The 24517-nt window shown below is 41.4% G+C and carries 22 protein-coding genes; 9 read left to right on the top strand and 13 right to left on the bottom strand.

Annotation, left to right across the window (positions count from 1 at the left end; translation table 11 throughout):
- Positions 1–75: 75 nt before the first annotated feature.
- The 3 genes from NO352_RS10265 to NO352_RS10275 are packed head-to-tail and all read right to left on the bottom strand — an operon-like array spanning position 76 to position 2254.
- The gene (locus tag NO352_RS10265; protein WP_289355559.1) at positions 76–687 is read right to left on the bottom strand and encodes a flavin reductase family protein; all 612 of its coding nucleotides are present in this window, start codon (positions 685–687) and stop codon (positions 76–78) included.
- Between the two features lie 4 nt (positions 688–691).
- Complete coding sequence (locus tag NO352_RS10270; protein ID WP_171416823.1) at positions 692–1306, bottom strand: alpha/beta hydrolase; 615 nt, start codon at positions 1304–1306, stop codon at positions 692–694.
- A 3-nt stretch (positions 1307–1309) separates the two neighbouring features.
- The gene (locus NO352_RS10275) at positions 1310–2254 is read right to left on the bottom strand and encodes a ring-cleaving dioxygenase (RefSeq protein WP_289355560.1); all 945 of its coding nucleotides are present in this window, start codon (positions 2252–2254) and stop codon (positions 1310–1312) included.
- 262 nt (positions 2255–2516) lie between these two features.
- Here NO352_RS10275 and NO352_RS10280 point away from each other — a divergent pair, with 262 nt between their 5' ends.
- Positions 2517–3959, top strand: coding sequence for a GMC oxidoreductase (locus NO352_RS10280; protein ID WP_005550091.1), 1443 nt, complete (start codon positions 2517–2519; stop codon positions 3957–3959).
- Positions 3960–4070: 111 nt separating this feature from the next.
- Positions 4071–4679 (top strand): NAD(P)H:quinone oxidoreductase, encoded by a 609-nt coding sequence (gene wrbA / locus NO352_RS10285; RefSeq protein WP_005550092.1) that lies wholly within the window; start codon positions 4071–4073, stop codon positions 4677–4679.
- A gap of 21 nt (positions 4680–4700) precedes the next feature.
- On the opposite strand, the gene NO352_RS10290 is transcribed toward wrbA, so the two are convergent.
- Together NO352_RS10290 and NO352_RS10295 are read right to left on the bottom strand one after the other, a co-directional pair.
- Entirely contained in the window at positions 4701–5315 is a 615-nt protein-coding gene (locus NO352_RS10290; RefSeq protein ID WP_040736526.1) for a diadenylate cyclase, read from the bottom strand.
- A gap of 26 nt (positions 5316–5341) precedes the next feature.
- Positions 5342–5962: a diadenylate cyclase gene (locus tag NO352_RS10295; protein WP_005550095.1), complete on the bottom strand. Its 621-nt coding sequence runs from the start codon at positions 5960–5962 to the stop codon at positions 5342–5344.
- A 219-nt stretch (positions 5963–6181) separates the two neighbouring features.
- Here NO352_RS10295 and NO352_RS10300 point away from each other — a divergent pair, with 219 nt between their 5' ends.
- From NO352_RS10300 to NO352_RS10325, 6 genes are all read left to right on the top strand, one after another.
- The gene (locus NO352_RS10300) at positions 6182–7792 is read left to right on the top strand and encodes a BCCT family transporter (protein ID WP_289355561.1); all 1611 of its coding nucleotides are present in this window, start codon (positions 6182–6184) and stop codon (positions 7790–7792) included.
- A gap of 1 nt (position 7793) precedes the next feature.
- Complete coding sequence (locus tag NO352_RS10305; protein ID WP_005550097.1) at positions 7794–7961, top strand: hypothetical protein; 168 nt, start codon at positions 7794–7796, stop codon at positions 7959–7961.
- A gap of 17 nt (positions 7962–7978) precedes the next feature.
- Positions 7979–9787, top strand: coding sequence for a choline/carnitine O-acyltransferase (locus NO352_RS10310; RefSeq protein ID WP_289355562.1), 1809 nt, complete (start codon positions 7979–7981; stop codon positions 9785–9787).
- 929 nt (positions 9788–10716) lie between these two features.
- Positions 10717–11313: a hypothetical protein gene (locus tag NO352_RS10315; protein ID WP_197268200.1), complete on the top strand. Its 597-nt coding sequence runs from the start codon at positions 10717–10719 to the stop codon at positions 11311–11313.
- 79 nt (positions 11314–11392) lie between these two features.
- Entirely contained in the window at positions 11393–12106 is a 714-nt protein-coding gene (locus NO352_RS10320; protein WP_289355563.1) for a hypothetical protein, read from the top strand.
- Between the two features lie 1050 nt (positions 12107–13156).
- Positions 13157–14497 carry an alpha/beta hydrolase family protein gene (locus tag NO352_RS10325; RefSeq protein ID WP_289355564.1) on the top strand — a complete coding sequence of 447 codons (1341 nt, stop codon included), beginning with the start codon at positions 13157–13159 and terminating at the stop codon, positions 14495–14497.
- Between the two features lie 1486 nt (positions 14498–15983).
- Here the strand turns inward: NO352_RS10325 and NO352_RS10330 are convergent.
- The 5 genes from NO352_RS10330 to NO352_RS10350 form a co-directional block, all read right to left on the bottom strand.
- On the bottom strand, positions 15984–16202 hold the full coding sequence (locus tag NO352_RS10330; RefSeq protein ID WP_268620627.1) for a helix-turn-helix domain-containing protein: 219 nt from the start codon (positions 16200–16202) through the stop codon (positions 15984–15986).
- A 10-nt stretch (positions 16203–16212) separates the two neighbouring features.
- Positions 16213–16692 (bottom strand): DUF2975 domain-containing protein, encoded by a 480-nt coding sequence (locus tag NO352_RS10335; protein WP_289355565.1) that lies wholly within the window; start codon positions 16690–16692, stop codon positions 16213–16215.
- A gap of 278 nt (positions 16693–16970) precedes the next feature.
- The gene (locus NO352_RS10340) at positions 16971–18098 is read right to left on the bottom strand and encodes an endonuclease/exonuclease/phosphatase family protein (protein ID WP_289355566.1); all 1128 of its coding nucleotides are present in this window, start codon (positions 18096–18098) and stop codon (positions 16971–16973) included.
- A gap of 620 nt (positions 18099–18718) precedes the next feature.
- Positions 18719–19414: a ribose-5-phosphate isomerase RpiA gene (gene rpiA / locus NO352_RS10345; RefSeq protein ID WP_289355567.1), complete on the bottom strand. Its 696-nt coding sequence runs from the start codon at positions 19412–19414 to the stop codon at positions 18719–18721.
- Between the two features lie 189 nt (positions 19415–19603).
- Positions 19604–19789 carry a hypothetical protein gene (locus tag NO352_RS10350; protein WP_289355568.1) on the bottom strand — a complete coding sequence of 62 codons (186 nt, stop codon included), beginning with the start codon at positions 19787–19789 and terminating at the stop codon, positions 19604–19606.
- A gap of 136 nt (positions 19790–19925) precedes the next feature.
- Here NO352_RS10350 and NO352_RS10355 point away from each other — a divergent pair, with 136 nt between their 5' ends.
- On the top strand, positions 19926–20549 hold the full coding sequence (locus NO352_RS10355; RefSeq protein ID WP_289355569.1) for a DUF2272 domain-containing protein: 624 nt from the start codon (positions 19926–19928) through the stop codon (positions 20547–20549).
- Positions 20550–20772: 223 nt separating this feature from the next.
- Here the strand turns inward: NO352_RS10355 and NO352_RS10360 are convergent, their stop codons facing one another.
- The 3 genes from NO352_RS10360 to NO352_RS10370 form a co-directional block, all read right to left on the bottom strand.
- Positions 20773–21744 (bottom strand): glycerophosphodiester phosphodiesterase family protein, encoded by a 972-nt coding sequence (locus tag NO352_RS10360; protein WP_289355570.1) that lies wholly within the window; start codon positions 21742–21744, stop codon positions 20773–20775.
- 244 nt (positions 21745–21988) lie between these two features.
- On the bottom strand, positions 21989–22918 hold the full coding sequence (locus NO352_RS10365) for a DMT family transporter (protein ID WP_289355572.1): 930 nt from the start codon (positions 22916–22918) through the stop codon (positions 21989–21991).
- A 34-nt stretch (positions 22919–22952) separates the two neighbouring features.
- Positions 22953–24365 (bottom strand): NAD(P)-binding domain-containing protein, encoded by a 1413-nt coding sequence (locus NO352_RS10370; RefSeq protein ID WP_289355573.1) that lies wholly within the window; start codon positions 24363–24365, stop codon positions 22953–22955.
- Positions 24366–24517: the final 152 nt, after the last annotated feature.

Genomic DNA, 24517 nt, shown 5'->3' on the forward strand with positions numbered 1-24517 from the left:
GATGAAAATGAACAGTCAGCGTAGCAGCGATATGTCTGAGGGATTCTTTTGGTTTTACATGTTGAGAAAAGGGAATTAATCAGGTCGATCAATCGAAAAGATTTCACCTAACTTGGAATAGTTGTTGCCAGCTAGTCGGCTAACAGGCTTTAATTGCTGCGCATCGATTCGACCTCTCTCATACAATTCATCCGCAATGTGAAAGCATACGATTTCCCCGATAATTAGATCGCATGCTGGAGACGAAGGAGTGCCACCGAGAGAAAGTGATTGCTTTAACGTACACTCCATGCGGATTTTGGCTTCAGCAATCCCCGGAACCTTAATCTTGGCGCTCGGGATAGAAGTAATATGAGCTAACTCCACTTCGCTTTCATCGGGCGGAAGATTAGCCGCCGTCATATTGATTGCCTCGATATAATCCTCATCCGATATATGAACAACAAACGAACCTGTTTCCATGATATTTTTTGAAGTATCTTTGCGCACGCCCTTTTTCCTTTGAACGGATACAGAGACCATGGGCGGATCGGCAGAGACGATATTGAAATAGCTATAAGGTGCGGCATTTAATACGCCTTCAGCTGACAATGTTGTAATGAACGCGATTGGTCTCGGGAGGATACTGCCGATGAGCAGTTTATAATTATCCCGCTCGGTTTGTTCCTCCGGATAAATGGTTAGCATGGGCTCACCCCTGATTGATATGGCTTTGTAACCAAGATGCGGCTGCATGAACCTCGGAATGTGTTAATTGATGGCCATGCTGCTCCCAATGGACGGTAACACGTGCACCCGCTTGGGTTAACAGCGACTGCAGTTCTTCAGTCTCTTGCGGTGCGCAAATCGGATCGTTCGTTCCTGCACCGATAAATACAGGCGAACCGGCTAGGTCGGGCAGTTTCAGCCCGCGACGCGGAACCATAGGGTGATGCAATATTGCTCCTCTTAGAGAACCTTTGTGGTGAAATAAGAGGCTTCCGGCAATATTGGCTCCATTGGAGTAACCAACCGCAATGAAGTTGCTGCGATCAAGCTCATACTTGGTTGCCGCTTCATTCAGAAATTCATTCAGCTCATTGGTCCTAAAGATAAGATCCTCTTCATCAAAGACTCCCTCGCTTAATCTGCGGAAAAAGCGCGGCATGCCGTGCTCTAGTACGTTCCCTCTAACGCTTAGCACGGATGACTCCGGCGATACGATTTGCGCTATCGGAAGCAAATCATGCTCAGTTCCGCCAGTTCCGTGGAGCAAGACAAGCGTAGGCTTTGAAGGATCCGTGCCTTTTTGGAAAATATGCTGCATGATTTATTTACCCTCCAATTCACGTACCTGGATAGGCGGCAGAAGCTTCTCGATTTGCGCCCGATGCGGTTCATATTGTGCAGGAAGCTTCAATTCCTTACCAAGCTCTTCAAATGCTTCGTCCCGGGTGAATCCTGGAGGATCAGTAGCAATTTCGAATAAGATTTCTCCCTGCTCACGGAAATAAATCGCATTGAAATATTGTCGATCGACGATCGGAGTTGGGTGATATCCGGATTGTCCGATATGCTCTCTCCATTCCTCATGATCCTCAAAGTCTTTGGCGCGCCATGCGATATGGTGCACGGTACCGTATCCTCCCGACCCGCGTTCCATTGGTGCAATATTAATATCAATCACATTCCCCAGATCGGCGCTTCCTTTGAAACGCATCCAGTCTCCTTCTTGTCCAATCATTTCGAGTCCCATTACGTTCTCAAGCAATTCAGAGGTTGCCTTCGGATGAGTACTATACAATACGGCTCCTCCGAAACCTTTAATGGCCTTGTCTACCGGTATTCCTCCAAAAGACCATTTGCTATTCGGGCCATCCTCTCGCGCCACGATTTCGAGCTGCAGCCCGTCATGATCCGAGAATTGCAAGAATTGTTCACCGAATCTTTCTTCTCGGGTAATTTGCACACCGAAATGTTGTAATCGCGTTTCCCAGAAGTCCATTGAGCCCGCAGGCACGACAAACGTAGTCACTCCTACTTGTCCACCGCCGATGCGGCCTTTCCGTCCGGTTTCCCAAGGGAAAAATGTCATAATCGTCCCGGGACTTCCGTTTTCATTGCCGAAATAAAAATGATATACCTCAGGCGCATCGAAATTGACAGTCTTTTTTACAAGACGAATACCTAGTATCCCTGCATAAAAATCGATGTTTTCCTGCGCATTTCTAGCAAATGCCGTGATGTGATGGATACCTGTTGTATGTTTCTTCATGATAATTGCTCCTTTTGCATTTATTTTTATTGTTTCCCATAAACTCATTTTCAATTTAGAAGACCTTTGTATTGAATAACTGCTCTCCCTTCCTGTCAATTATTAATAATAAGCTGCTTTATAAAAGTTAGTATAACACAAATTATCTCGAAATCAAGATATTAAGAGGTAAGGAAGCAGAATACTATAATGAATGTGGAATATGAGACAAGAAGCGGGTAATAAAATGGATTGGAATCCTAAGATTGAGAGGATGATTCATATGTGGAGATACCCTAATAATTGGATACCAACCAAACCGCTCGAGGAAATGGCCAATTCGGAATATGACGTTCTTATCGTCGGGAGTGGCGCAGGTGGAGGAGCAATGCTATATAGATTATGTGAATTATGGAAAAACCAAGGGGCAAAGAGAATTGGCATTCTTGAAAAAGGGGATAAATTATTTCATTCGCATGCATTGAATATCCCTACCATGAATGTCGACCGCATGCGTGATCAGTTATGGCCCGATAATTCTACTCCTATTGGGGAGCGACTTCCGGAATTTTCGGGTGCCAGATTAACGTTTGCCCTTGGCGGGAGGACATTGTTTTGGAATGCTGCTTGTCCTCGTCCTGCAGAGTTTCAACTCCAATCCTGGCCTGTTCATCCAGTTGAATTGGATGTATATTTTAGGATTGCCGAGCGTGTATTGCATTGCACTACATCTTATGCCGATGGTTCTACCATGCAAAGGATTCTCATGAATCGGCTTCTTGCAGGAGGTGTACTAGAAGCAACTGATATGCCGCTTGCCATTGATATGACAGGCCCGCGAATGGGGGAAATTCATTCGAATGCATGGTTTAGTTCCATTCATTTTCTTGCATATGCCCTAAATAACAAACCTTATGATCTTGCAGTGAATGCCTATACGACCCGTGTACTCCTCGAAAATGGAAAAGCATCAGGCGTTCATGTAATGTCCCCAGATAAAAGAACGCATACCATTCGAGCAAAAAACGTTGTTATATCTGCAAGTACGTTGGAAACGCCGCGCATTTTGCTCAATTCGGGCATACAAGGAGCGGCAATCGGACGTTATTTAACCAACCATTCATTTGTATTGGGAACGGGTAAAATAAGCCGCAGGCAGTTCCCTGATAATATTGGCAACCTGGCAATATTAAAGCGTGAAACAAGAGAATCTCCGTATCAAATACAAATCTTAGGTCCCAATCAATTTTTTTCATACCAGCAATTTGAGGAAAAAGTGCTCCCCGATCAGGTGAGTGTCGTATATGCTGCTTTCGGTTTAGTCGAGTCAAGGCCAGAGAATCGAGTTTATTTAGACCCTACTCTTCGAGACGAATACGGTGTGCCTTTGAACCAAGTTCATTTTTCATATAGCAACAAGGATTATACGGTAATCCATCAAATGCGTGATGGCATTATTCGATCGGCGAATGCAATGGGAGTAACTTTAGATGGGGAGCCTGCCTTATTACCGCCAGGAAGCGATGTTCATGAATCTTGCACGTGTCGAATGGGAACTGACCCAGCTACCTCGGCAACGAATCGTATTGGAGAAATTCATGGAGTTCCCGGTCTCTATGTTGCTGATAACAGCGTAATACCCATTCTTGCTGCAGCGAATCCGACGAATTCTACAGTTGCTTTAGCAATACGAACAGCCGATCATATCGTACGTACTAGTACGTAAGGAGAGTATGAAACAGGAAGAAGTAGGTGAAACTTATATTATGTTTGTTTTTTTAGTTAAGTAATGATTCCGAATGAAGAAGATTTCGAATGAAGAATAGGAGATAGAGGGATGTATCCGGTTAAACTGGCAATTATCTTTTACAGCATGACAGGAACAAATTATCGTTTGGCTCAATGGGCTGCAGAAGGCGGAATGGAGCAGGGGGCGGAAGTGAGAGTTTTAAGAGTCCCAGAATTGGCTTCTGAAGAAACAATACAAGAAAATCCCGCATGGAAAGAACATGTTGACCGTGTAAAGGATGTTCCCATAGTGAAACTTGATGATCTTGAATGGGCAGATGCCATTATTTTTAGCGTACCGACGCGTTACGGCACTATGCCCGGACAAATGAAACAATTTTTAGATGCAACCGGTAAGCTATGGTTCCATGGTAAGCTCACAAATAAGGTGGTTAGCGCGATGTCTTCAGCGCAAAATGCTCATGGTGGGCAAGAGCAAACCATTTTAGGTATCTATACCGCGATGTATCATTGGGGCGCCATTGTGGTTTCCCCAGGTTATACCGATGCCTCACTTTTTAAAGCCGGGGGAAACCCTTACGGAACAAGCGTAACCGTCCAAAATGGAAAAATGGTAGAGGACGTTCAGGCAGCGGTTAAATATCAAGCTAAGCGTACAGTAAACGTAGCAAAATGGATAGTAGCAGGCAACAGCTAGTTTGCTTGCTTTTTTTGTTTTTCAGGATGCTGAAAAAGGAAAGAGATTGCCTTCCAATGAGAAGTAGGTTGTTCCACCGTCCGTGATTAATATAATCAATGCATCGCACTTTTCAGACAAGCCTATTGCAGATAATTCCCGAATATCAGCTGCTCGATCCCAAAATATTTGTTCGGTTAAAGGCAAGGTGTTGGATGCGGAAACAAGCAAATCAGATTGAATGAGGACAGCTCCTTCTTGAAGCAAACTATCAGGTTGAAATATGGATTCTAATAATTGACTCGTAATTACAGCATTAATGGGTATTCCTCCTTGTAAAAAAGGCGCAACAGGATCGCCAGCCTCTATTACAATCAGAGCTCCTTGACGTTTTCGGCTAAGTTTGTGAATGGCAAGAGATAATTCAGTACTGCATTTCGTATACTTGGACAACAAACGATTAAGTAAGTAAGTTGATGCAGTCGTTTCCAATTCGAGCAGTTTTCTAGACAATTTTTGGACAATATCAATGATGCGAATATCATTATGACTTAGAGTGGCTATATTTTGATTTACCTTTTTTTCGATTTCGGTTAGCTTTTCGTTGATTTCGATTCGGAGCTGCGAGAAATCATCATTCATTTTGTTTTTATTCATATTCAATATTGCACTCCTAGAGAGGATTAAGTTTGCTCGTCAGGGATTTCGAATCCATATAGTGAGCCGTTAAACGTGAATGATTTTGCCCCCGTTTCCTCGGAAACGATGAAGGTTAGGGCATCTGTATTTTCGGATAAACCAATTGCTGCGCGGTGTCGGGTACCAAGCTTACTTTTGTACTGTTTCCGGGTCAGCGGAAGCACATTTGCTGCTGAAACGATTGTATCATTCTGAATTAACACAGCGCCGTCATGCAATGGACTCCCTGTATGAAAAATGGAGACTAACAGCGTACTTGAGATTTTTGCAGATAGAGGAGTTCCTACGGTGATCCAATCTTGTATTTTATCTTCTCTTTCAACAATAATAAGGGCACCTTTACGTTGCTCGCTTAGCAGCTTGATGGCTTTGAAAATTTCCGTGCATTGACTTGTATAGGGAAGAAGAAGTCGATTCAAGTGATAGGCGGAAACCAATTTCCCCGTATCGGAACATACGTTAGAAAGCAACTTAAGATTTTTTAAAATGTCGATATCTTCTTGATCCATGGATTCCAGCATGCTTTTAATCTTAGTGGACAGAAGTTGAAATTGACGGTTAACGTCAGATTGTTGCGGAGAATGCAAACCACACTTGTTTTCCATAATCAACCTCCTTCATCGATCATATGGTTTCCATTCCAGTTTAAATTATGTGTATTTTTCAACTGCTTTAGTTTGCAATTTCGACGTTCACTACAAGAAACAGCCCTAACAGCCTTGAATAATTATCAATAACTGAGACTGATGAATTTATGGACTGTGAGACGGAAATATTATGTTTTGGAAGAACTTAATACAACATAAGAATGGAGATTTCACATTATGGCTGAAAAAGGACCTCCTCTATCCTCCATGACAAGTGGCGGAAAAAGTTCATTAACATTCTGGTCGGCAATTGTATTCACAGGCATCTTTTCTGTATGGGCGGTCGTTAATCCCGAAAATCTGACGAACACGTTATGGGGATGGGTATATCAGTATCACGGAACCTTTAGCTGGTTTACGATGATGATTCCACTTATTATTATCGGAATTTGCTTAGTGCTTGCCTTTAGCAAGTTTGGCAATGTCAAGCTAGGTAAGAAAGATGAAAAGCCGGAATTTAGCACTTTTTCATGGCTAGGAATGTTGTTCACTGCGGGAATTGGAGTAGGTCTAGTAAACTTTGGTGTCGCAGAGCCGCTTGTTCACTATTTGCAATCAGCCGGTGGCATTAGATCTGGGGCAGATGCGGTGGCCGCTGCTGAAAACGCGATGAAATATACGATGTTTATTTGGGGTTTGCCAGCATGGTCGATCTATACGATATCGGGATTAGTGATTGGCTATTTTGCTTATTCACGTGGGGCTAAGTTTTTGCCAGGGACTCCGATTGCGGAAGGGTTTTCGGATAAAAAGTGGGGCAAGCCACTAGCTAACATCACCAATATTTTGGCAGCCGGTGCATCCGCACTGACGATGGCAGCCTCGATTGGTCTTGGTGTATTCCAAGTTAAAAATGCGGTTTCCTCCGTTTTTGGCTATAACAATGAAGGCTTAGGCTATTCAGTATTCATTTTATTGGCGATTTTCGCAATCTATACGTTGGCTGCCGTATTGCCAATCGGCAAAGGCATGAAAATTTTGGGTGATATTAACGTTGTTGTTGCGGTCGCCATATTGGTTTACGTATTTGCATTAGGAAACTCACCGTTTCTAATGAACTTTATTGCACAAACGTTCAAAAATACGTTTCTTGGCGTCGTGCCGACTAGTCTTGAGACCTTGCCGTTTCTAAATAAAGGGTGGTTCTTCGATTGGCCGAATACGACTTTGATTTGGTGGATTTCGTGGACACCGTTCCTCGGTATATTTATTGCCCGCATCTCTAAAGGACGTACGATTCGGCAAATTATTGTTGGGGGCGTATTAGCGCCAGTGATGTTCCTCATTGTATGGTTCAGCGTATTTGGTGGCACAGGCTTCCTCAATGCGATTGTTGGCGATGGCTCAATTATTCAATATATTCAAGATCATCCTGACGACGTCTATTTATCATTCATTATGGTCTTGCAGAAGCTGCCGTTGTTCACACTCACTGGGATTGTGTTTATCGTGTTGATTCTTGTGTTCCTGTCAACGACTGCGACAAGTTCGATGATCTCACTGAGTATAATTACAAGCAATGGACCAGAAAACGCGCCAGTAGTGCGCACCTTGATCTGGTCGGTCATAACCACGATGGTTGCCTTCGCCAACGTAGCTACAGGGACACTGAATGGAGTGCGGGCGATTGCAGTTTTCTTAGGTATTCCGTACATGTTTGTGTTCTTCTTGGCGATTTCCGGGTTGATTCGACAATTGCGCCATGACGCGAGGCGTGAAGGATATGTAGATCATCAGCATAAGCTGCAAAAGGAATCTGAACAGAGGTTAGGAAAGGAGTTAACTTAAGATGGAGACTACGAAAGTTCCTTTACCGTTGCCTGAATATGGAGTAGACCAAACATTGGCAGAGGGCACGCTATTGGGTAATATTGGGTTATTTGTGATAACGGTTGCCTTTTTAGCTGTGCTCGGTTGGATGGTTAAGCTAGCGCTCGAACCTAAACATGAGACATGAGATAAGAGGAGATCGTTATGAACAACACGAACAAGTACACAACACAATTACGACCTCTTCTAAAAAAATTGCCCGTTCCAATGTTGCCAGACACACTAACGACTTTGCTGGAGTGGGCGGAACCGCTACTGACCGTAGAACAATTAAATGAGTTTAAGCATATTGTGCTGCGTTTTCAGCAAGATGAGGGACCGCTGTTGCAGCAACAGTTAGAGCAGCATGCAGAAGCTGGAGAAGACAGTTGGCTCGCTCCGTGGTGGCTGCAGAGCTACTTAATGACAAGAGGCAACTTACAAAGCGAGACGAATATTGCATTAACGATCCATCCGGATTATCACGCTCATATGGGAGACAGAGCTCATAAGGCGGCGTTGTTGATTGAACGGGCGGTAAGCATCTATTTACAGCTAATTTCAGGTCGTTATCCAATGGAGGAGACGGCTAAAGGTGCAGCTGTGGATATGAGCTACTATCGAAATATTTTCAAGAGCTGCCGCTTGCCAGCTCATGGGGAAGATGAGTTTTATGTAGGTGCAGATACAGTGGAAAATAACTTCGTCGTTGTTATCCGCAACTCACACTTCTACAAATTAATGGTAACGGATGAGCAAGGTGCCGTTATTCCAGCGGCGCAATTAGAGGGTAACTTGCGCTATATCTTAACGCACAATGTTCCCGAGGAGACTGTTTCTGTCGAAAGTGTAGCGGCGGCCAAGCGTGAACTGTCGGCGGATGTGTATGAACAGTTGCAGCAACATCCTGTGAATGCTCAGCATTTGCGTACGATTCATGATGCGATATTTGCGATCGGTTTTTCAGACGATGCAGTTGACAGCACAGCGGAACAGTTGCACTGTGCGTTATTAGGTTGGAAAAATCAGTGGTTTGCGAAGACGATGCAGATGCTTATCGATGCTAACGGTGCAATCCGTTTTAATTTTGAGCATTCATCGATTGACGGTGTGCCAGTCCTGAATGTGGTAAATCAACTGTTTACACAACAAGATGGTACCCAGCAAGAAGAATCGATTTCTCATCAAGAGTGTAGCAGTGAGTTAGTTACAGCGCTGTGCTGGCAGCTAGATGAACGCGTGCAGTCGTTATTGGTGCAATGCAGTGAACAGGCTCAAGCGGAGTACGATAATCATTATTTTGCCCACGTTAGTTTTGATCGTTTCGGTAAGTCTCTGATGAAGCGTGGCCAAGTAAGTCCTGATGCCTTCTTCCATATTGCCTTAGCATTAGCCCAATACGAGTCGACAGGGCAATTGCAAAGCGTATATGAACCGGTCGCTATGCGCCATTACTATCAAGGGAGAACCGAATGTGCCCGTTCCATTAGCAACGAAAAGAAGCAATTTGTAGAAAGTTATATGCATGAATGTAAGCTAGGCGTAGATAAGGATTGGCAATCACGCCGGCAGCAACTGGTAGACAGCTTTAAGCGCGCGGCAGCGGCGCATACTGAGCGGATCAAAGCCTGCCAGCGCGGAGCTGGGATTGAGCGTCATTTGTTCGGCTTAAAGAGAATAAGCCAATTGACGCAGGCCTCCCCAAGCCAATCCGACTATTTCTTTCAGTCGCAAGGGATGAAAGCTTTGACTGCAGACTTTATATCAACGACAAGCATACCTTATGAGATTATGGAATCATTTACTTTCGCGCCAGTAAATAGCGAAGGTTTTGGTCTGTACTACGGCATACTGAATGAGCGGATTGTCCTTGATATATCTGTCAAGAAAGCCAATAAAGAAGCGGCCGATCAGTTGTTGCATAGTCTATGTACGAATTTGGAACGGTTGGCAGCTCTATTAGAATTAAGTTAGTTAAGGTTCGATTTTTCAATACAAAAAGGGGACTGTACTCGGTATAAAATTACCGAGTTCTTTTTTTTGAATTACTTAAGGATGGAGCCTCACGAGATGCTAAATGCCATTTCATTTGAAAAAAACCGTCAAATGAGGCAGGTACATGTAACATAAACGAACTTTCATGTGTCAAGAATGAGCAAATAGAAGTTCGTATAGAATCGTTGATGGAGAACGACGAAATTGCCTTATATCATGTGTTGGCAGGCATTTAGAAACGACACTAGATGACGAAATTAATAATGAATGCATCTGCTTGGGAATGAGAAAAAATTCACATAACATTAGTGATTATGTAAGTAATTGAAGTCGGTTGTTAATTGCATCATCAAATTAGGATTATGGATCAGAAGCGATCAATGATACGATCTTATTTGGTGCTCGTAATATCTGATAACATCTATAAATCGAGAAATGCAATATACAGATTCGACGCTGATACGAGCATGTAAATTAGAAGAATCAATATGTACAAAGTATCGAATGAAAATGATTAGCAAGGAACAATCCAAAAATAATTCTGTGATCAGCGTGTAGTAATAAGTTTAAACAATAATAATGAACAATTAAATGAAATATCTACTTAAAATATAACTATGCATGATAAGGTTCAAAAACTATGAACACCTCTTGGAGACTACTGCAAAAAAGTCGTATCTGTTAGAAGAACTGAAGATTTTTTTAGGATAAAATATGTCTACTTAAACACAACATGAGCAAAAGTGGGCTTTTGTAGGGTCTCTCAGGTGTTTTTATTTTTTTTCGTAATAATAGTTAGGGATAGAAAAAACACTTTCAAATATAGGGAAATACTGTTAGTATATAACAAGAAGTAGTTGGTAATAACGATAAGTGTAGCCGAATTATAGATTGAAGGTGGGTTAGTGATGAGAAATTATAAAATGCTAATAATTCTATCTACAGTCTGTATTTTTTTAGTTGGCTGTAGTAACTCTGATAGCAAAATAGCAGAGAGCCGAACTAAAATTGGAGACACAACTATTGAAAATACTAAAAAAATATTATCTTACGCTGAGTATCAAACATTGTTTGAGGCATTAAAAAGTAATTTAAAAATTAGTAATTTTGAATTGAAAACTGGCACCTTTACGAGTGATCTCACGATCGTAGATAAAGACTTGACGTATAATAAAAGACAGTATTTAACTCTAAATGGTGAACTGGATACTGGAGAACCAAAAACAACGCAAGAACTCCTAATTTTTGAAAATAAAAATCAATCAACGCAAATTTCTATAAGAATAGCTTATACACAAAACTATATAGGTGAAGATATAATTGATTGGTCTATGCTCACAGGTTTATCTAATATTAATGAAAAACTTTCGGAAATGAGTGATATTGTTACATTTAGTTACAAAAATATTGTTTTTATTATCTATCAGATTTCTGAAACTAAAAAAGACATCGATATTACAAAGGAAACAATCCGTAATATTCAAAATATAACATCCAAATATTAAAGAGATTGACTATACCAAATTATGGGATTGATATCACCCATAATTTGGTATACAATGTAATAAAAGGAGGGATTAATCTATGTTTCATTTCAGAAAACTGGCTGTTGGAGTTTTGAGTTTAACTTTTTTGCTTTCATCACAAATGGTTTTTGCACAAGCTAGTGATAGTGATATTCCAGAGGACGTGCTGGAAAAAGCTAAGGCAAAAGAATCCCATTATCAAGCGCCAGAACCAAAGGCATGGGAAATTGATATGGATGGAAATCGTACAGAAGTTGTCCCCCTGAGTCAAAGAGTTACAACAATGGCTCCACCGAATGATGGATATAAATATGCTTTTGATAGATATGACGCTAGTAGAAACTCTAAGGATTGGAACTACAAATCCACCGGCACGATAAGAGTTAATAATGCGCTGAGTACATCTGCTACACTTTCATATACTCAGCAAACAACCACAGAGACTACATGGAATGTTTCATCAGCTATTAGTGCAAAAGCTGAAGTAAAAGCAGGTTTTTTAGCTGGGATTGAAGCCTCGACATCTGTACAAGTAGACTCTACGAGAAAATGGATTAAAGGAACTTCTTATGGAGTAGGGGTTACAGTAGCTCCAAAGACAACGGCCTACCTTACAAATTATGCTGTTGGTGTAAATTCAAATGGTAAGTTAATTTACAAGAAATATGCATCTTCAGGAAGTCAAGTTGGTATTTATGAAGAAGCAATCGGTGGAACTGTAGTTAGTCTAGATGATGCAAACGTAGAGTTGACATCGACTTCGCCAATGTAAAAACAAGAATAGGAATTGTCTTGAGCAAATCAAAATCAGCAACTTGAACCCCCGAGAAATAATACCTCGGGGGTATTTTACTTTTGAAATGTGCGTAGCATTAAAGGTTAATCTACGGCGTTAATCTTGACACAAGGAAAAAAGACATATATTAGAAATATGTGTTTTGACACTGATTGAGGCCAATTTGGAGAGACTGCTTTTAAAACTATAGTACTGTTTCACAAAACCCGTATTTTGTACATATGTATGAAAATCAATGAAATGCAATGATATGTATAGACTCTCCTTTTCCTCGTGTGTGTATGTATCCACCATCATTTTTGTGGATTCGGTGTTTTGTCGGAAAACAAGATCTTGTATGGTTTTCCGATTAGCTTCCCATTTTCCCCTACATGCAATAAAGAATGGACTTCAGAACATTGAAGACCATCCTTTATTCTTGCTGCTACTTCAATTGCCCTACATATGTCGACGCACATAGCGTTCAACATATTTTGCTTCTTCTTGAAGTCTCTGATTGTCTGGATCACTATAAATCATCATTGCCACGTTTTGAGGAATGAATGGTCTACACTTAACATCTCTCGTTCTTCTATTACTACATTTAGAATCTTGTAACAACCTTGATGTTGATCGACGATCCAACGCACGGTCGATAGCCCTAGACCCGCTCCATGCTCCCCTCTATTTCTAACTAGCTGACTGTCAATGTCGGTATAGATCCGATAATGCGCAAACCCGTATAACGCTCCCCCCAGTATGTAATGTCCATGTCGCCAGACGTTACGATTAGCAGATGCACTGATCAAAGCGGACATAGATTTTGATCTGCTGATTATGGCTAATGTCGGGCATGGGGTTCCGGAAGAAACGTATTTTATCCGCAGGAAATGGGACGACTTCATAAGACACTTGCTAGGATTAGAACCACCTCGACTTCCTGCACATTTACCTGCCAATGAAGGGGAATTTGCTGTAGTAGAGTCTAATACATTGGAAGCAAGTATTCGCTCACACAAACCTATTGTTGAAATGGAGAGTTGCATTATGGAAGTAAAGCTTATCGGGAAACGTAAATTTTTGGTGGCAATTATGCTGTGTTTATTGTTTATCGGGAATAGCGTAATAAACGCGTTTGGAAGCAGCCCTTCCCAGCAAGAGCAACAATCAGCAGTTGCTACCCAACAATCTAAGGATCCGACGACTTCGTCTAAGCAGACAGCTGTAACATTCCCTGCCCTTAAAGGCCCATATAAAGTGGGGACAGAACGTTTTCATTGGGTAGACAAATCTCGTCCGGAAACATTTACGGCAAACAAGTCGGATCATCGTGAGCTGATGATTCAAGTCTGGTATCCTACTAACGCATCAAGCGCCTCTCATAAGCGCGAACCTTATGCAACGGATCCAACATCATTGGCAAAAGCATATGAAGGCTACTCTAAAATACCTGCTGCTCAATTTTTACCCTTGCTCTCATCTACTACGCATTCTTTGATCAAGGCACCTATTGCTGAATCGAACCAAAAATATCCGGTACTCATCTTATCACACGGCTTGGGGATGCTTAATGATACATATCGATTTATTGCAGAGCCACTAGCAAGCCAAGGCTACATCGTTGTAAGTGTTCAGCATACGTATAATTCGTTAGTAACCACATTTCCTAACGGAAAAGTTGTCAATTTCAACGGCGCTAATGGAGACAGTACCTCTTACTTAGATCGATTAATCACCAAAGTATGGGTGAAAGATATTCAATTTGTATTAGATCACCTAGAACAACTTTCAGAGAAAAAAAGCTATCATATTTGGAAGCAGGCTGATCTGAGTCGAGTTGGAATGCTCGGTCATTCATTCGGCGGTGCTACAGCTGCTCAAGTGATGCTGCAGGATGAACGTGTAAAAGCTGGCATCAATATGGACGGCGGTTTCTTTGGCAAATTGATTCCTGAGACCGGAATACCAGGTCCATTTATGCTGATGAATGCTGGCTACGATGGATTGAAAAATTTAGAAAGTATTGATCCTAAGCAGGCTGCACAAGCACAAGGATTGGATGAAAAGAAGATGACCGAGATGTTGAAACATGTGATTTCTCGCTATAAGCAGGCAGTACGCTCTAGTTATTCCGTATCATTCCGTCATGCAGACCATAGTACATTTTCAGACACTCCGTTAATTACCTATCCATCTGCACCGAATGATGCTGCCAGATTACAGGCCCTGTATCGTACTCACAGCAGTATTAATGCATATTCATTGGATTTCTTTGACTATTTCCTAAAGGGTAAGCCAAGTAAGCTGCTCAATGGTAAAAACAAGATCGAAGATGTAAAGGTAGAGATTGGAGAGCACGTCAAAACCAAACCTGCATCTTCCAAATAACATAAATTTAACTGGAACCTTCTCGGTAAATGACCGGGGAGGTTTTTGGTTAGGTTCATAAAAAGTACACATCGCCCAATGATCATAAGATCCAAGGGGTACATACCCCGCAGAACATATGTCACGTTCCCTATCCTGTCGCCATCTCGAACATCAATCCAATCTAACTTACAAAAAGGAGGGATCCCTGCTTTTTTTTGATTCTTACTCGTATACAGTGTGTACAACTAGCTTTATATCAAGACAAACTCTTTCAAGGAAACGTATAGATTTTGTATCTCGTTTATCTACATTATTAACGGTGAGGATCGAATGTCTCTCCCCTTATCGTAATCGCATCGTATAAATGCGGGTTTTGTGAAATTGCATGAGCTGGCTGTATTACAGAACCCTTACGGTGTAACTACAAATAAGGGCGATTCTGCGAACTTCACCGCTTCCCGCAAGTCGCCTGTGTTACATGTATACTTATAAAACTTATACTTACAAGTCAAGACGGTCGTTATTTAACGACCGTCTTTTTTATTTCTTTTAAAATGTTGAAGCTTTGTGTTAATCCCAAAACGTCTTATTGAACAATGCTATACGGTAATGTCCTTATTTTCTTGACAAAAACGGAAGATAGGAATGGGCGCACCTAGTTTTGAAGGGATATAGCGTAGTACAAATTGTATTGCGCTACTCTTACCTATCCTTGGACGACCATATAACTCCTATCTAAACATCCTTTCTCAAAATGTTATTGTTTTAATGTTTGCAAGTATATCATCAAGGTCTTTAAGTCTGTTGCGGTCACAGAAATGACATCGCCTTGTATCAAGGTTAAACCAGATTGAAAACGACAAGGCGTTAGTTGCACTTTCTGAGAAGCGTCTATCATAGATATCTCCAGTCTATCATCTGCTTATAAGGCTCTTTTTGATAGTAGGCCAAATAAATGGTTTCATTTCTATCCTTTCTAAAGAACGATCAGCAGCGTTAATTACTAGACCAGTTCTCCTTGAAGATTTGTATAAAAATCGTTCTATGATCAAAATTCGCCTCGAAATGATAATGCCTGAACACCAAATCTCACGTAGGTCATTTTAACCCGCTCCGCTCTATATCGACCAGTGATTTAAATTAAGTTTAATGCTTCGGTTAACGCCCTCTCCTTCTCTGAAAACACATGCCGGTGCCGAGCTGAAAGTCCGTTCAATCTATAACACCATCACCGACATCACACTCTGCCCGTAGCTCTACTTTCCCGCTCCGTAGTGAGGTTTCATTAGAATGTTGCTGTCAGTAGAAAATAAAGTATTATACTAAGTATCTTTATTCCATTCGCCTTTTCGCATTGTCATACCACCAGACTCCATAAAATAAGTTTTAGACTGATCTTAGAAATCGAAACAGCGACAGCTAAGGATGAGAAAATAAAGTCTTAGACTGTCGCTGTTCCATTTAACTAACGTGTCCTGTTAGTAAAAAAAATTGTTGTATATTCTTATTGAGAGTCCTTTTCGCTTTTGTACTCCAAAATATCGCCTGGCTGACAATCCAAAGTCTTACATATCGCTTCTAATGTTGAAAAACGAACCGCTTTTGCTTTTCCATTCTTCAGAATGGAAAGATTGGCCATAGTAATTCCAACCCTTTCTGAAAGCTCCGTTACACTCATTTTTCGTTTTGCTAACATCACATCAATATTAATAATAATTGCCATATCCTCCACCTCAGACCGTCATATCATTTTCTGATTTTATATGAATCGCTTCTTGTAAAAGTCTTTGGAGAACAGTTGCAAAAACGGCGATAACCAACGAACCAAAAATAATGATGAGTCCCACAAACCCGATAGGAGGGTCAACTTTCTCCCCTATAAAATGAAAGAGTGGCATACCTAATACGTACCAACCACTTATTGTTATTGCACAACACTTTATGTTCTTTAACGCCTTTACAGATAAATCCGAGAAGGCTGTGTTCTCGTCAATGTAGCGCAGAAGGTTAAAAGCCTGATAGAGAGCAAAGTAAAAAGGCACTGCCGCTCCATACAACAAAATTAAAACGAGGGATTTTAGAAAAGCAATTTCTGGATACAAGTTTCCAGCAAAAACTCCGATTTTAGGAGCCAAAAATATACAAAATGCAAGAACGGGGATTCCGATAAGAATAACAGCTAACTTTAAAAAGAACGTCGTTACTTTTTTCAAAAAAAGCACCTCACTTGATTTAATGATAAAGTAACTTTATCATTAAATATATCGTTATACAATAAATAAATATTGATTTTTATTGCATTTATATTGTTGCACGATTTGACAAAAATAAAGAGCATTTCTCATTACAAAGAAATGCTCTTACTTTAAAATGTTAAATTTACAATAACGTTTTGCACATATTGCTGTTTTTTGGGATCCACCAACTATAGCTGACCTTACTCCTTACGGAAGCCTCCATTAATCCTGCATCTTAAATCTAAATAGAAACGCTACAAGTCCAGATCTACGTAGATTGCGGCATGGTCCGATGCAGCCTGTGCAGCGTTCGTAATTTCAGGAAGATGTGGAAATAGGGTTCCGTCCTTACCGCCCCAAACGCCCGCGCGGTAAATGCCCCCGCCACGGGCGAGCTGGAACAGCGCAGGCGACATTAATATATAGTCAATTTTGTCTTTGGCCTCACCGTCGCCCCAAGTGCCGGGCCTGCCCGCAAAATCGAAACCTTCGATTTCACTGGCGTCTTTGAGATCCGAACCGTCCCGTAGAAGTGGGGCAAGTGAATCGCTATCTGGACTATCGTTAAGATCCCCCATCACGGCAATTAGATCAATATTCGAAGCACGCAGACCCTCATAAATTTCGCGAACTCGCTTTGCCTGCTTCTTTCTAAGTGCTTCATTGTCATTTGCTTTGCTCTTGAAGTGGTTGGCCAAAATGACCAAGTTTCGACTTCCTGGCAAAGAAATGTGGTACTCTGCGCAATCACGGTTAAACACTCGCATACCGTCCACCATATCATCAACGTGGCTTCGCATGAAATCAATTGCAAATGGTGCTCGAGTAAAAAGTCCGACATCGATACCGCGAGTATCATTCCCATCGATTAAGAGTGCGTGATCAAAACGCCAATTTGCAATGGGATAAAGTATTTGTTCGTTAAACATAACAAGTGAGGGCCTATGCTCAGCCTCTACCACCACCATGATTTGGGGGTCAATGTTTCGGATCACCCTTGCGGTGTTCTGCGTTGCGCGCTCATTTACTGCCTCAGTCTTTAATTCAAGCCATCCTATCCAATCTTCGCGACCGTTTGCGACGACCTTTAGTGTACCATTCTTTCTAGTAACAAATTTTCCGCGATTCCGACGCAGTATGACAAAATCTGATTCATCTTTTTCCTTAAGTCCAAGTGCCTCCATCAAGCGCACAATCTCAATTTTATCGGTTGAACTGTACGTCTGCTGAGCTATAAGCGCATTAAGTTTCGCGACCCCTTCTAAAACTTTCTGGCCAGATACAAGCATAGTTTCCGAATCAATTCCATTTACCCATTCGGTCTGATTTAGAATCTTAGCCCGCTCAAAGAGATTTTCGACATTGTATGAAGCTAGCCTCAAAAAAATTACCTCCTTATACTTGTTGCATCTAATCAGCCATGATGCCAAACTTGGCAAGTTTACGCACGACATGGTCGACGGACGGCGCATTTTCAATAATGATATTCACCACTTCATCAGCATCATCAACAAGACGAATATAGCGTTTGTATTCCTCCTAATTACTTCGGAATTCCCAAAGTATTGTAACCGAATGCGTTAGCAATAATTCATCTAAAATTTCATTGTCACTATGCTGCGCGCTCGTCCGCCTTTGATAAATGGCTCTCTTACGAATCATCATGGTTCCCGTTTGAATCGGTAATGTTATTATGTTCTTGTCATCCGACAAGATGTGCCACATTTCGTAAAACGTGATAATTACAAACAAAGGAGCCTCACTGGCTCCTTTTGTTCTACGGACATTAAAAAATCCCTGTTTGGGGATTATAATAATTTTTTGCGGTCTTCAATACCATGGATATGTTACCAGCAGTCTGTAATCCAATACTCGTTCTCTTGCGTGGGGTGAAGGCCGTTATATTGATGTCCGATTTTCTACAACGGAGACTCGCCCCATTGCAGCAATTTGGACTATAAACTAGCCGCTTGCCGCTCCGGAAAACAACATTGGAACTCTGTCATTTTGAGCCAACGCGGAAACATCTCGTCCCCTCATTCTCCCCCATGATAACCTCATCTGCAATTCCGATGAACAGTCCGTGTTCGACCACGCCGTTCATTCGGGATAGCTCATGGGCGAGGCGTTCTGGTTGATCGATAGATGCGAACTTGCAGTCTATAATATAGTTGCCATTTTCGCTCCAATAAGGTACAGGCGGTGTCCCAAGAGAGCGTAATTTCGCTTCCCCTCCCAAGTCCCTGAGCTTCTTCGCGATCTGGCTCCACATTAGCGGAATCACTTCGATCGGTAGCGCGTATGTGCTGCCGAGTACGCTTGCTTGTTTTCTGGAATCTGTAATAATAATCGTGCTAGCGGAACAAGAGGCAACCAGTTTTTCCTTAAGCAAGTAGCCGCCTCCCCCTTTTATCAATCGCAGATACGGATCGAATTCATCTGCTCCGTCAACGGTAAGATCAATTTTTTCCGGAATCTGAGTCGTAATCAGTGGAATGCCAACTAAGGTACAGAGGCGCTCCGTCTCTTTGGACGTAGGCACGCCGGTTACTTGAAGCCCTTCTCGCACTTTCTCTCCGAGAAATTGGATAAAGTGGCTTGCCGTGCTTCCGCTTCCGATCCCGATTATCATTTTGTCTTCTACATAAGCCAGCGCCCTTAATGCAGCTAGCTCTTTTTCATGTTCATAATTGGTCATCTGTCGTTTCACCCACGCAAAGCTAGCTGAATTTTTTGATACAACCTCTTCAACGAACTATTTGGTCTTAACAAAGGCTTCCCCCTCCGTATCGACCACTTTCCGCGATATATGCTTCATAGTGTAGAACACATTGTATTTTGTTCATATGTATAAAAGTATATTCAAACCCTTGTTGCGCCTATCTTCCTATAATAAAGGTATCTTATAACCGCGACCCCGAAGCGGATCTTTATTCTTTTCATGGACGAGCTGCTCAATCGTGTGAATTCGATCCCCCACGACATTGGCTAATACGAGATGCAGTATCCCTACAACCTCATCGCCCATAACCAGGAATCGATATTCTTTACCTGTCATGAATTCTTTAAGCAAAACGGTCTGATATCTCTTAACCCATTATCATGAATAGCTTGCGAGTTGATTGGGATACTATCCAAGGGTGACGGAAAGTCGTGTATTTGGACACTTGGAATTTTTTTATTTTAGTAGTAGTTAGGAGCAGATAAGCTTGAGCTGGGAAAACGTAAGGCAGCAAATGATCCATCTTGCAAAGCAGGAATACGAATTGACGTGGAATAAAGGAACCATCAAGGAATATGATATGCAAGCACGGATACGTGAATATTGGCAACAAGGTGTTTATAAGGAAGTATCAATACCAGAATATATAACAATTCCAGGAAGTGCTTGGAGTGCTGCCTTTATCTCATGGATTGTGACTCAGGCAGGCGGAGGCGATCGTTTTGGCAAGGTTCATGATGAATCAAATTATCGGAATGAATTCGGAAATCCGGCCGCACATTGGCGCTATACTGCGCCTGCCAAGATTAATCGACAAATGAATAGTGCAAGTAATCCCTTCTGGGCTTTCGCTATTAATGAGGTGAGACCACAAGAAGGTGATATTGTAGTAAAGAGTAGAAATGGAAGCGGTGCAACGTGGAACGACTTTATTTCTAAAGAGACGCATGGTGACATTGTCATTGGTGTAAGCTCCACTGACATAACAGTCATCGGCGGAAATGTATCAGATACGGTTAAGCAAAATACTTTCCCGCTCAATGATAATGGATTTGTCAATTCAACTGGTGGAGAAAACTCTCATTTCGCAATTGTGCGGATCAATATATAGCTGGTATATAGACGGTTTGTGGTTCTCTGGAGATCCAAGGATCGTCCAATCGCATGAATATTGCCGCGATCTCTTAGCCTATCGCTCCCGAACCCATAATAAAAATCCCATCAGGTTCTTTACGATGGGATTTTTGTCTATTCACAACAGGAATGCTGCCCTTTAATTACATAAGAAGTACGATACCTTATCATGAAGAATCAACTATTTTTGATGAATGAAATCATTTAGTAACCTTATCAACTCTATTTGTCCATATATAGCCCTGATATCCTTCTGGAATTTTTTCAAGGCTTTCTTTTGTGTCAAATCCTTCTGACCATTTACCATTTCCCTCTACGATTACGACCCGCGTGTTGACAGACTCCATTCTATCAATAAATTTATTTGGCCAACCCCATAAGAACTTCGCATAATTTAAAGGCAAATGCAGCTCCATATTATGCAATTCTTTCGGAATATATCCCGTCCAACCTAATAATTCATATTTTAAAAGTGCATTTTTCATCATTGTTTTCGTTAACAATTTCAACTCTGCATGTTTTGAACGTAAATAATCAAACCCTTCGCTGTCTCCATCACCATAAACTGTTATTTTATCTAATTGATTTTTAGACATTTTACTTAAATAAGAATCCCACAATACTTTTGTTGTTTCCATATCTCCATCTTTGTCATGAATTAAAAACTCTTTATTGGGAAAAGCTGCGAACACCTCATCTAAGCTTGGCATCATACCAATGCCTTTGCCACGAAACGGATAGCTCTCTCCATTATCAGCCGTATATCTATAGCCGACATCTAGTTTCTTCAATTCGTTCATTATATAATCTTTGACTTCACCTTTACCATTTGTTCTATACGCTAAAGTAAAATCATGAAAAACAGCTAATTGATGATCCTTCGTTAACTGAATATCTAATTCCACGACGTCAGCACCATGATCAAATGCTGCCTTCATAGAAGGAATTGTATTTTCTAAATAAGGGTGCTCAGGTGGATAAATGATTTCAGCTGTATTCGTATCATACTCTACCTGTGAAATATCAAAGGTTTGAGCCAACCCTCTATGAGCCAGAATCTTATAATTTGTATCTTTTGAATAAAAAAGACTCGTATTATTTATCCAAACCATAACAACCAAAAGGGTTACCCCCAAAATGATATATGTCGTTTTCTTTTTTCTTTTTTTCATTTGTTTATCCTTTCTTTTCTTACTTTAAAATGACTTTACATGTTATATCCCTTTTATAAGGGTAGTAGAACTTTTAATACAGTGCAATGTATAAAAATGTAATCCGGATAACGATTATCTGAAAATCAAATCTTTTTCTATACAGTTTAGTGACACAAGCATATGTTCACCGAATATCATTGAATCATTCAACAAACAAATAAAAAAGCCGCTGCTACGCGGCTTTTAAGCATATACGTTCTTTTCATCCGACATCTTTCGTATTACATTTTTCCTGCGCTCTATTGAATAATGAAGCATTCCCCTTTTTTCCGCGATCATTCACGAAATAAATACTTACACCTACTAATAACAGCCCTACGACAAGGCGGTAAGTAACCGGTTCATCTACAAACACCGTACTGATGATTACGGCAATGATCGGTACAAGAAACGTAAATGTCCCGACTTTGCTTGCCTCTCCAGCATGAATAAGTTTGTAGTAAATGATATAGGCCAGTGGAATGCCGAAAGTAGAGCCGTATCCGAGTCCAAAAAGGTACTTACCATTCCATTCAATTGCTGACCAGTTTTCAACAATGGTTCCAGTACCTATTAGAATAACGCCACCAATGATAAACTGCAAAGACACCATCCAGAAAGTATCTACTTCGCTGCTCACCTTCTTTACATAAACCACGCCAAGTGCCCAGCTAAATGCCACAAGCAACCCTAAGACCACACCCATGCTCGATACATGAACGGTTAATCCGTCCACACTGACAACTACAATTCCAATAAATCCAATAATCATACCCATAATTTTAAACAGCGACATGTACTCTCCAAGCAAAATCCAAGCAAACAATCCAAGTAGAACGGGTTGAAAATAGACAAGCACAGAAAACAATCCTCCTGGTAAATAACTAAGCCCTATTGTCTGTAGCCCAAAAAAGAGAATCGTATTAAAGAATGCTGAAATACAATATTTCGACCAATTTTCACGCCAGTTGATCCTGTTCCTCATTTTATATAGGAGAGCTGCAAGGATAAGGCCCCCAATTACGGTACGCATTCCTGCAAATAATAACGGGGGCGTATAAGGCACAGCCATTTTATAGATTGGCCAACTTCCACCCCAAATAAAGACTAATAATAGTAAGGCACACGTCGATTTTGTAAAGACCTTCCCCAATTGCCTATCCTCCCTTCAATAGTTGAATAGGAAACTAAGTCTTTGTCCATTCTCCAACGAATTCAGCTTCATTATAAGAATAGTAGTTATTCAGAATCTCCTCCCGATTATCAGCGAACAGTTGGTCTGCTACAGCTGAGACGAGTCTAGGTATCCCATATCTCATTCCAGGGAGCGAAGAGGCCGAAATACCACAGCTAACTATAGCTGAAAAGTTAAAAACAAAGAGCCCATGAAGAAGCTTTGTATCCTTTTTGTCTCGGCATGTGAAAGTAAAGTCAGGGCCAAGGTAAGGATACGCATCAAGCTTATGGTTGGCGTTCTCAGCAGGTGCATGATAATAGTCGTCCCAACGTGCAATATGAGGTTCAAACAGCTTAAGCTCTGGACGTAAAGAATGATCAGTCACAAGACCGGTGGAAATGATTAGAAAGTCAAAAGTGAAATTACCTTGTGGAGTAGTGACAATTACCTTCTCGGCTTCATACTGTACGTCAAGCCATGGGGCACCTAAGTGTAATGTAAAGCCGGGATGTGAGGCTGCACGTGCAAACGTGTCATTTGTAGGAGGTTGATGCTTAAAGTAATGGGCTATAACGGAATATTTATCAGCATCAGATAGAACATGAAAACGTTCAATTAGACCTGATACCCTCATTTGTCGAAGTGGGTTAATGCGCGGCATCTCCGTGCGGCGAACAAACACATGAGCCGAACCCACGCCTTCAGATAATGCAAAATTGGCATTGTCAAAAGCTGAGGCCCCACCGCCTAAAATGGCCACCTTCTTGTCTTTAAGGGTCTCAAAATCAATGTCTTCTGAGGTGTGTGCATAGAGGTGACGAGGTAAGGTTTCGGAAATCATAGAGGGTACGTGCCATTCCCCTCCGCCTTGAATACCAGTAGCTAAGATAACCTTGCGGGCCAGTAATGGTTGAGAAGATGCTCCCGCTCCTTCCATATGCAGTCGATAAACATTTTCCCCTGCAGGCTCAATAAGCTTCACCTTTACCTCATTAACAACAGGTAAGTTAAGAACCTTTCGATACCAACGTAAATAGTTCATCCAATCGTTCCGTGGAATCTTATCGATGTCTCCCCAACTTTGTGGTCCAAATTGCGCTTCCCACCAGGAGCGAAATGTCAGAGAAGGAACTCCAAGATCAATGGATATCAAATGTTTATCCGTGCGCAATGTCTTCATACGAGCGTAAGTTACCCATGGCCCTTCATATCCTTCAACGTTTTCGTCGATGACAAGGATATTAGATATTCTTTCACGCAAAAGCCCAAAGGCCACACCTAATCCACACTGGCCCCCTCCTACAATCACGGCATCGTAGACATGCCCCTCAGGATGGCGGGCCCGGCATACCCAGTCCTCTCCCCCAAATGCAAGATACGAAAGATCCCTTTTGACTTGTTCATTTAAAGCTTCTAAATTCATGATCTTCCACCTCTTTCAATATATGGATTATAATCTTCTGAACGAATCATTAAGTTATTCTTTACTTTATCGGAATGGCGGCTTTTTCTTGCACCGTCTTATGAGCAGCATTGATGTGATTACAACAATTTTCATTAAAACTTTCTGAAATC

The organism is Paenibacillus sp. S-12, assembly GCF_030363895.1.
GTDB lineage: Bacteria > Bacillota > Bacilli > Paenibacillales > Paenibacillaceae > Paenibacillus_B > Paenibacillus_B alvei.

Coding starts and splice junctions, on each gene's coding strand:
- NO352_RS10265 (WP_289355559.1), bottom strand. CDS start 687: ATGCTAACCATTTATCCGGAGGAACAAACCGAGCGGGATAATTATAAA.
- NO352_RS10270 (WP_171416823.1), bottom strand. CDS start 1,306: ATGCAGCATATTTTCCAAAAAGGCACGGATCCTTCAAAGCCTACGCTT.
- NO352_RS10275 (WP_289355560.1), bottom strand. CDS start 2,254: ATGAAGAAACATACAACAGGTATCCATCACATCACGGCATTTGCTAGA.
- NO352_RS10280 (WP_005550091.1), top strand. CDS start 2,517: ATGTGGAGATACCCTAATAATTGGATACCAACCAAACCGCTCGAGGAA.
- wrbA (WP_005550092.1), top strand. CDS start 4,071: ATGTATCCGGTTAAACTGGCAATTATCTTTTACAGCATGACAGGAACA.
- NO352_RS10290 (WP_040736526.1), bottom strand. CDS start 5,315: ATGAATAAAAACAAAATGAATGATGATTTCTCGCAGCTCCGAATCGAA.
- NO352_RS10295 (WP_005550095.1), bottom strand. CDS start 5,962: ATGGAAAACAAGTGTGGTTTGCATTCTCCGCAACAATCTGACGTTAAC.
- NO352_RS10300 (WP_289355561.1), top strand. CDS start 6,182: ATGGCTGAAAAAGGACCTCCTCTATCCTCCATGACAAGTGGCGGAAAA.
- NO352_RS10305 (WP_005550097.1), top strand. CDS start 7,794: ATGGAGACTACGAAAGTTCCTTTACCGTTGCCTGAATATGGAGTAGAC.
- NO352_RS10310 (WP_289355562.1), top strand. CDS start 7,979: ATGAACAACACGAACAAGTACACAACACAATTACGACCTCTTCTAAAA.
- NO352_RS10315 (WP_197268200.1), top strand. CDS start 10,717: ATGAGAAATTATAAAATGCTAATAATTCTATCTACAGTCTGTATTTTT.
- NO352_RS10320 (WP_289355563.1), top strand. CDS start 11,393: ATGTTTCATTTCAGAAAACTGGCTGTTGGAGTTTTGAGTTTAACTTTT.
- NO352_RS10325 (WP_289355564.1), top strand. CDS start 13,157: ATGGAAGTAAAGCTTATCGGGAAACGTAAATTTTTGGTGGCAATTATG.
- NO352_RS10330 (WP_268620627.1), bottom strand. CDS start 16,202: ATGGCAATTATTATTAATATTGATGTGATGTTAGCAAAACGAAAAATG.
- rpiA (WP_289355567.1), bottom strand. CDS start 19,414: ATGACCAATTATGAACATGAAAAAGAGCTAGCTGCATTAAGGGCGCTG.
- NO352_RS10360 (WP_289355570.1), bottom strand. CDS start 21,744: ATGAAAAAAAGAAAAAAGAAAACGACATATATCATTTTGGGGGTAACC.
- NO352_RS10370 (WP_289355573.1), bottom strand. CDS start 24,365: ATGAATTTAGAAGCTTTAAATGAACAAGTCAAAAGGGATCTTTCGTAT.